The organism is Ensifer sp. (assembly GCF_035999135.1).
In the GTDB taxonomy this organism is placed as follows: domain Bacteria; phylum Pseudomonadota; class Alphaproteobacteria; order Rhizobiales; family Rhizobiaceae; genus Ensifer.
This window is the reverse complement of the sequence record NZ_DASYGZ010000088.1, coordinates 25030-31871: the sequence shown is the minus strand read 5'-3', so window position 1 is coordinate 31871 and position 6842 is coordinate 25030. Positions and strand designations below refer to the sequence as shown.

Genomic DNA, 6842 nt, shown 5'->3' with positions numbered 1-6842 from the left:
TGACTTCGAAATATCGGACGCCGTATTCCCAGAAGAGCAGAAACGCACCGAAAAAGAGGACGACTTGGCTGTAGGCAACAAGTCGCGAATTAGAGCCTGGCATGGAGGCCTCCGACGACAGAATTTTCATGCATGGTGAAGAAGCGCCGGCCGAAGCCGGCGCCCGTAGGTCACTGTCCCTGCTTGTCCTTGACCACCTGATGCGGTGGCGGCACGACGAATCGCTTGAACCGCCACTGGTCGAAGGCGTCGATGTTGCGCTCCCACACCCTTGCGGTATGCGGGCTTTCCTCCGTGACCTGGATCATGTCGCAGTAGATTTCGCAGTTGTTGCCGTCGGGGTCCTTGAACACGAGGAAGCAGTTGGCTCCAGGACCGTGCTTGCCGATGCCGCGGACGATTTCGACGCCCCGCTCCTGCAGCATTTCGGCCGCAGCCTCCATGTCCTCCAGGCTGTCGACCAGGTAGGAGAAATGCTCCAGGCCGGGCCGCGTGTAGCGTGGCAGGTCGTTGAAATCTGGTGAGTCCGCCGGGAGCTGCGACAGGGCAAGATCGTGGTGATCGGCGCCTGCGCGCAGGAAGACCATCTTGTCCTCGATCCAGTCGGATACCTCGAGCCCCACCACATTGGTGTAGAAGTCGACGGACTTGTGGATGTCGCGGACCATCAGGACCATGTGGCCCAGCTTCCTCACATTTATCTTCTTCTTCATGTTCCTCTTCCCTGAACCGAACGGGCTTTCTAGAGGGCCGTGCGTTCGCAAGAAACGCACAGACAACGCCCTAACACTCTGATTCCAGCGCATCTTACTGCCTTCAAGTGTTCCCGCTCGAAGGCAGAATGCTTTAGCGACTGATGTTGCGATAAAGGTCGGTCGTCTTGATGCTGTCGTCGACGACGAAAGCTTCACGTACAAAGTTCATCGTCTTTTCCATGCGGTCTGCGCGCACAAAGCCGAGATCCTTGTTTTCCGCGTGCGGATCGCGAACGAGCGCATTGATCTGGCGGATCTGCTCCAGCACCACGCTCTTCTTCAAGGTCGGGTACTGCTTGACGATCAGGTCGGCAGCCTCTTCCGGATGCGCGGCCATGTAGTCGTAGCCGCGGTAGGAAGCGTCGAGAAACTTGTCGACGACCTCGGGTTTTTCCGAAAGCAGCGCCTCTGTCGTGACGAAACCGCTGCCGTACATGTCGAGCCCGAAATCACGGTACTTGATCATGCCGATCTTCTTGCCGGTCTCGCCGGCATTCTCGTTGAGGATGGCAAGGCTCGCACCCTCCCAGCACTCGGCAAGGTCCACCTGCCCTTCAAGGAAGGACGAGGTGATAACGGCGGGGTTCATGCGCAGGAGCTTCAGGTGATCCTTCGGCAGGCCGTTCTGTTCCAGCCAGGCCGGAACGATGTTCTGCACCGGTGACGTCGCGCCGCCGCCGACCGACTTGCCGCTGAAGTCGGCGAGCGACATCTCCTTGCCGCCGTCCTTCTGCAGATAGCAGAGTGCTCCGGGCCAGACCGTGTTGATCGAGCCGACGAAGACGGCCTTGCCGCCGTTGACGCGGTTCAGGATGACGCTGACCGGATCGCCGTAGCCGATGTCGAACAGGCCCTGGTCAATTTCGTTGACGGTGCGCTGGCCGCCATAGCCCTGGTAGACGGACACATCGAGCCCGGCTTCGTCGTAAAAGCCCTTGGCCTTGGCGACCAGCACGCCGCCGACGCTGCCCTGCGGCAGCCAGGACATGTTGAACGAGATCTTTTCCGCAGCACTTGCGGCTGTCATCATCGATGCGAACGCGCCCGCCAATGCGGCCAGTCGCAATGCACTCCCAAATTTTTTAGCCATACTGTCTCCTCCTCAGTTCAGCCATTGTTGGCCTTGGTTATTCGATCCGAGCTCCTCTGATCGGATTGGTGATCGTGCCGACCTTCTCCACCGCCGCCGTCACGATATCGCCGGCATTCAGGAATTCTCCGGTTCCCATGCCCACCCCGTCGGGCGTACCGGTCGCAACCAGGTCCCCCGGCCGAAGCGTCAGGATCGACGACAGATACGAGATCTGCTCGGCCACCGAGAAGATCATCGATCCGGTGCTGTCGTCCTGCTTGCGGGTGCCGTTGACGTCGAGCGTCAGGCGAAGGTCCTGCGGATCGCCGACACAATCGGATGGCACCAGCCAGGGCCCGAGCGGCGCGAACGTGTCGAAGCTCTTGCCGCGGAACCAGTCGTGCTTGAACGGAAAATCGCTGCGGCGCGTCAGGTCGCGCGAGGTGATGTCGTTGATCACGGTGTAGGCGGCGACATGGTCAAGAGCACGCTCGACCGGGATATCACGCCCGCCGATGCCGATGACGGCGGCAAGCTCCACTTCCCAGTCGACCTTCTGAGCCCGCTCCGGCAGGATGATCGCTTCGTCCGGGCCGATGACGCTCGAATCGGCCTTCATGAAGACGAAGGGCTGACTCTCTGACTTGGCGGCCAGCACCGTACCCATCTCCTGCGCATGCTCGACATAGTTCGAAGCGGTAGCAAAGATCCTGACCGGACGATAGGGCGCGCAGAGCTTTGTACCCGTGCCCAGAGGCTCGAACTTGCGGCCGCTGTCGACGAGACGTTCGGCAAGACCGGCAAGGGCCGGCTCGACGTCGGTCCAGGCATTGAGCATGCCCTCGATGCCGCCGGCGAGCCATTTGCTCCAGGCCTCACCCGGCTGCCTCAGAACCCGCGAAACAAGATCGAGATCATAGACGCCGTCTTCGGTCACGATGACCGGCCGAACTTCCTCCCTTATGAGCCTTTGCCCCAGCGCATGCCAAACCACAGACATCTCCTTCCCATGTGTCGGTATCGTTGTTGCATACAATTTCGCGTTTATGTATTCTTGTCAAGCGAAAGGTGCACACAAAGGCGAAAGCAAAATGCGCGAGCAACCCGTCGAACTCTTCCACGAATGGGGATCGATTCAATCCTTCAAGGTGCGCATCTGCCTTGCCGAGCTCGGGCTTGCCTGGGTTTCGCGGCGGATCGACCTTTCACGCTTCGAGAACCTCGAAGCCGGCTACCTCGCCATCCACCCGCAAGGTCTCGTTCCGGCCCTAAAGATCGGCAGCGAGGTCACGACCGAATCGTCTGTCATCAACGAGCGGCTCGATCGCATGGCCGGCGGCGAGCTGCTGCCTGAGGATGCCGACACCCGCCGGCGGGTGCGCGACTGGGCCGCAGTCGAAGACACGGTCGTTCATCCGGCGGTCAGGCCGCCGACGTTCAATCTCATCCTGAAACCACGACTTCAGCGGCTCTCGCCGGCAGAGATCATGGCGGCGATGGCGCGGCATCCGCTAGAAAGCCGCGCCGAAGCCTACAGGCAGGCAGCAATCGCACCGGTCGACGTTTCGGCCGTCATCGGTTCGATCGTCACTTTCCAGTCCGTGCTCGCCCGCATGGAAATTCACCTGTCCCAGGCGCGCTGGCTGGCGGGCGGCCGCTTCACGCTCGCCGATGTGGCGATGGCCGCCTTCATCGACAGGCTCGACCGGCTGGCCATGGATGGATTGCTCGCCCCGTTTCCGCTGGCAGCCGATTGGGCCGACCGGATCCGGCAGCGTCCAAGCTTTGCCGTGGCCAAGGGCCCGGAGGCCGCGCGCCCCGACCCGCTGGTCGATCGGCATCTGGTCGACCGGCTGATGGCGGCCGCCGACACCCACCTTCAAGACCACGTCTGACCTCAAGGAGACCCCATGGACCACCAGACCACACAGCAGGCCCAACCCGATGCGACGTTGCTCGCAAGGCTTTTCACCGAGGCGCGCAGCCAGAACGGCTGGCTCGATCAGCCGGTGCCGACCGCCTTGCTGCACCGGATTCACGAACTCGCGCGCATGGGCCCGACGAGCATGAACTGCTCGCCGCTGAGGATCGTCTATCTGACGAGCACCGAGGCAAGGGAGCGCCTCCGCCCCGCCCTTGCCGCCGGCAATGTCGACAAGATGATGACCTGCCCCGTGGTCGCAATCCTTGCCACCGATTTGGCCTTTGCCGAGCACCTGCCCTTCCTGTTCCCGCATACGGACGGCAAGGGCTTCTTCGAGCGCAACCCGCATCTCGTCGCCGAAACGGCATTTCGCAACGCCACGCTTCAGGCCGCCTACTACATGCTGGCTGCCCGCGCCGTCGGGCTCGACTGCGGGCCGATCTCGGGCTTCAACGCCGGAGAGGTCGACCGGATCTTCTTTGAGGGAACTGAGACACGATCGAACTTCATCTGCGGCCTCGGTCATGGCGACCCGTCAAAGCTCTTCCCCCGCCATCCGCGATTCTCGTTCGACGAGGTCTGCACGATCCTCTAAACGCGAAAGCCCCCGGCGCGATGACGCCGGGGGCCAAGAGTTGAGCGACATCAACTTAGCTGTTCGCGGCGGCGACTACCTTCAGCTCCACCACCATATCGGGATGCGGCAGCGCGCTGACACCGACCGTCGTTCGTGCCGGACCATCGGTCGAAAACCACCTGTTGTATTCGTCATTGACGGCACGATAGTCCGCCATGTCGGTCAGGAAGATCGTCACATCCACCAGTTGATCGAACCCTTCGCCGTGGCGCTCAAGCGTGTCGGCCACTTTCCGCAGGATGACGCGCAATTGCTCGGCTGCATCGTGGCGGCGCCGGCCGTCGGTGGAAACCTCGGTGCCGGCAATCGTTCCGTCCGCCTGCCGGGCACTCATGCCCGACAGAAAGACGAGGCCGCCTGCCCGCCGCAATTCGGCGTAGTTGGCAAGCGGCTTGATGGCGGGCGAGCCAGACGCGCTCATGCGTCCTCCCTGACGACGCTCCAGGGACGGAAGCCGATCTCGGTGCAGGCGGCGACGAACTTCTGCTCGGCCTGCTGGTCGAGTTCCATCAGCGGCGGGCGCACGGCACGCCAGCTCGCGTCGCCCGTGTGGCGCGCGATCGCGACCTTCATCGCCTGGATCATCGCAAACTGCTGGAAGAGCGCACGCACAGGCGCGACCGGCGCGAAGGAGACGGCGGCGCCATGTGTGGCACTTGCCGCGGCCGCATCGACCATCCCCTTGGCATTGACGTTTGCAGTGGCGGAAATGCAGCCGGCCGCACCCCGTTCGATGGTTTCGCCAAGCAGGATCTCGGATGCCGGAAACACCTTGAATCCGTCGCCGACGTCAAGGAAGCGATTGAGATTGTCGCGGTCGCCGGAGCTGTCCTTCACGCCTGTGATGTTTGCCGGGTAGCGTCGGCGCAGCGTCTCGATCAGCTCGACTGTGATCGGCACGCCGGTGAACTGTGGAATATGATAGAGCACGATCGACAGGCGATCGGAACCGATGGCCTCGATCAGGTGCCCGTAGTAGCGGGCAAGCCCTTCGGTCGAGACCGGCTTGTAGAAGAACGGCGGCAGCACCAGCACCGAAGGTGCGCCGGCGTCGACGGCCGCGCGCGTCAGCTCGACGGTTTCCTCGAGGCTGCAGGCGCCGACACCCGGCATCAGCGTGCGCGCCGGGATGCCTGCCTGGATGACATCATCCAGCAGCTGTCTCTTCTTTTTCAGCGAGAGCGACGCGGCCTCGCTGTTGGTGCCGAAGATGGCGAGGCCGGCGCCCTGATCGACGATCCAGCGGCAATGCTCGATGAACCGTGGCGTGTTGCAGCTCAGGTCCGATTTGAACGGTGTCAGGACCGGCGCGTAGACGGAAAGCAGTTCTCTCTTCATGACGTTCACTCTCACTTTTGACAGGATAGACCGCAGGGGAAGAAGCCGCACTCTTCCCGGGCGAAAAGGATGATCTCGCGCCCCAGTTCGTCCTCGCCGGTGTCGAAATGGGCGACGATAGACGTGTGGTTGTGGGATCTCAGTTGCAGGAAGCGCGGCGCCTTGCCCCGGCGCATGGCGTGCCGCTGGGCGAACTCGGCGCCATAGGCATCGATGTACCGGTTCTCGTGCTCGGCAACGGCTATGAAGACCGGCAGGTCATGGGAGCCGGCAAAACTCACCGGGGACCGCGCGTCATAGACGGCAGGATCGTCGCCGAAATATTGGCGCACATTGGCGGCGTTCGGGTTGTCCGGCAGGCAATCGGCTCTCAGCCGCGCGCTGACGAGCACCGCCCCCTTGATGGCCGGATGCGGCAGTCGGCCGACGGCGGGATCGTAGAGGTAGCTCGCGACATGGCAGCCACCGGCCGAATGGCCGATCAAGAGGACCGACTGCGGGTCACCGCCATAGTCGCCGATCGAGCCGACGATCCAGTCGACCGCTGCGGCGACGTCGCGAGCGCCCTCCGGATACCTGGCGCCCGGCGCCAACCGGTATTCGATGTTGACGCCGACAAAGCCCTGGCGCGCGAACCAGCGCAGCACATTGTCGTAGATCAGTCCGTCGCCGCTCTTTGAGCCGCGGGTGAAGGCGCCGCCATGCACGAAGGCGACGACCGGCCGTGCCCGGCCGCCGGCGCACACACGCGCACTTTCAAAGACATCGAGGCGATGCGCGCCGTCTTCTCCATAGGCGATATCGCGATGTTCGACGAGCGACTGACGCGCAACGCTCGCTTCCGCGTGCGGCCGGTAAACCTCGAGCACGACCTTGCGGCTTGCCGCCAGATCCTCGTTCCAAACTGTTCCTACCAGCCGCAACCGGTCCTTCTCCGTCGGCGACAACCCCACAAAGCGCATCGACTCCTCCAAGCCTTGCGGACGGCGCAGCATCCGTGCGTCGTCATCAGCATGCATTTCGATAACACTCAAAAACACACTTGACAACCATTTTGCATACACAGATTACTAATTGCATACACGGAAGTGATTTGAGCCCGTGTTTGCCCGGTGC

8 protein-coding genes are annotated in these 6842 nt (G+C 62.5%); 2 read left to right on the top strand and 6 right to left on the bottom strand.

What is annotated here, in order from left to right; genetic code table 11:
* Positions 1-170: 170 nt before the first annotated feature.
* The 3 genes from VGO12_RS10665 to VGO12_RS10655 all read right to left on the bottom strand — a co-directional run bounded on the left by VGO12_RS10665 (position 171) and on the right by VGO12_RS10655 (position 2827).
* Positions 171-713 (bottom strand): VOC family protein, encoded by a 543-nt coding sequence (locus VGO12_RS10665; protein ID WP_327512721.1) that lies wholly within the window; start codon positions 711-713, stop codon positions 171-173.
* Between the two features lie 133 nt (positions 714-846).
* On the bottom strand, positions 847-1845 hold the full coding sequence (locus VGO12_RS10660) for an ABC transporter substrate-binding protein (RefSeq protein WP_327512720.1): 999 nt from the start codon (positions 1843-1845) through the stop codon (positions 847-849).
* Between the two features lie 37 nt (positions 1846-1882).
* Positions 1883-2827, bottom strand: a complete 945-nt coding sequence (locus VGO12_RS10655) for a fumarylacetoacetate hydrolase family protein (protein ID WP_327512719.1) — start codon at positions 2825-2827, stop codon at positions 1883-1885.
* 91 nt (positions 2828-2918) lie between these two features.
* On the opposite strand from VGO12_RS10655, the gene VGO12_RS10650 reads away from it, so the two are divergent.
* Together VGO12_RS10650 and VGO12_RS10645 are read left to right on the top strand one after the other, a co-directional pair.
* Positions 2919-3722, top strand: a complete 804-nt coding sequence (locus VGO12_RS10650; protein WP_327512718.1) for a glutathione S-transferase family protein — start codon at positions 2919-2921, stop codon at positions 3720-3722.
* A gap of 15 nt (positions 3723-3737) precedes the next feature.
* Positions 3738-4346 (top strand): malonic semialdehyde reductase, encoded by a 609-nt coding sequence (locus tag VGO12_RS10645; protein WP_327512717.1) that lies wholly within the window; start codon positions 3738-3740, stop codon positions 4344-4346.
* A gap of 55 nt (positions 4347-4401) precedes the next feature.
* Here VGO12_RS10645 and VGO12_RS10640 read toward each other — a convergent pair whose 3' ends face one another.
* Genes VGO12_RS10640 through VGO12_RS10630 form a run of 3 tightly spaced genes read right to left on the bottom strand, consistent with a single transcriptional unit; the run spans position 4402 to position 6688 of the window.
* On the bottom strand, positions 4402-4809 hold the full coding sequence (locus VGO12_RS10640) for a RidA family protein (RefSeq protein WP_327512716.1): 408 nt from the start codon (positions 4807-4809) through the stop codon (positions 4402-4404).
* Entirely contained in the window at positions 4806-5726 is a 921-nt protein-coding gene (locus VGO12_RS10635; RefSeq protein WP_327512715.1) for a dihydrodipicolinate synthase family protein, read from the bottom strand. Before VGO12_RS10635 ends, VGO12_RS10640 begins: the two co-directional genes overlap by 4 nt.
* Positions 5727-5737: 11 nt before the next feature.
* A complete protein-coding gene (locus VGO12_RS10630) occupies positions 5738-6688 on the bottom strand; it encodes an alpha/beta hydrolase (RefSeq protein WP_327512714.1) in 951 nt (316 codons plus the stop codon).
* Positions 6689-6842: the final 154 nt, after the last annotated feature.